Consider the following 1,168-nt stretch of genomic DNA (forward strand, 5'->3'; position numbering starts at 1 on the left):
AGGTAAGCTGCGTGTCCCCTTGCCTACACAACATTGCACCCTGAACAAGCTGATAAACCCCATCCGACATAAAAATCTAGGCTTGGTCGGTTTGGGCCAATGGTCGGGCGATCCAAACGAGCGCTTCTCTGATGTTGATGCAGGACGCTGGCTATCCCGGTTCGACGACGACAGCGACTGGCCCGCCAAAGATATGCGCTTCCATATCCCCTCGCCGCCACCTTAGCAGGCCGTGCCTGTTGGCATTCACATTCTGGTCCGGACCATCCTGCTTCACCACGCTGCGACTATCGCGAAGGCGCGCTGACACCTGCAGCGTTCGCTACTACGGTCGCGAGATCCGCGATTTTGCATTTACCAAAGTGCCCCGCCCCACGGCCCAGCACGTGGTCAAGGAAGATCGATGTCCTCTCGAAGCGTGGCGCACCGGAGTGGAAGAATCCAGAAGGCCACCGTATGCGCTGGATCTCTGGCAAGCACAGAATCCATGCGACGCTCGCCCCCCCTACAGGATCAATGCAATTATTACACGCAGCGACATCATCAAAGACCTCGGCACCACATTCTCTCATCGAAAGGTATGTTATGAACTCAAGGATGTCCCTCGAGACGTAGCTCTTCCCAGAGGGTGGGATAGATTCGGGCTGAGCCTTGATATCGCGCCAGCGTATCCCGGTGGCTGGACCTCATTTTCAGATGAATTTCCATCAACCATTGCACTGCTCAACGGCTGCCTGCTGGGTACCGTAGTGCTACTGGGCGCAAAAATCGAAATGGCATATGTTTTTCATGACGGCGATAGATTCTTCTACTACGTGGGCGGGACACCTGTAGAAGGGAATGCCGCCAAGACCAACAAGTTCAGGAACCTTCCCGCCAGGCTTCAAGATTTCTATCGCGAAGTGCACGACGGGTATGCCTTTTTTCCCGCCTACTCAATGGGTCCGCAATGTCTTGCCGACCAGTCACGGATTTCCGATTTGATTGAGGAGGAAGACGATTCTTCTGCTGAGAATTGGACCACGGTGTTCTCAAACGGCGGCGGAGACTATGTCGCGGTGGACTCAAGCAGACATACCGATACCGAAAGCTTGATATGGTGGCATGAAGACCCTGCCAATCCAGAGTTTGGAATTGATATTTTTGAAGTCATGGATGCATGGATGAT

At 53.9% G+C, this 1,168-nt stretch carries 2 protein-coding genes; both read left to right on the top strand.

Annotated elements, in window-relative coordinates:
* On the top strand, nt 1-226 hold a 226-nt coding region (locus QMZ25_RS19185; protein WP_283220147.1), incomplete at its 5' end, for a hypothetical protein.
* A gap of 160 nt (nt 227-386) precedes the next feature.
* Nucleotides 387-1,168: hypothetical protein (locus tag QMZ25_RS19190; RefSeq protein ID WP_283220148.1), on the top strand; the 782-nt coding region annotated here is incomplete at its 3' end.

The sequence above is a fragment of the Stenotrophomonas sp. RS-48 genome, assembly GCF_030053245.1.
Taxonomy (GTDB): Bacteria; Pseudomonadota; Gammaproteobacteria; order Xanthomonadales; family Xanthomonadaceae; genus Stenotrophomonas; species Stenotrophomonas maltophilia_P.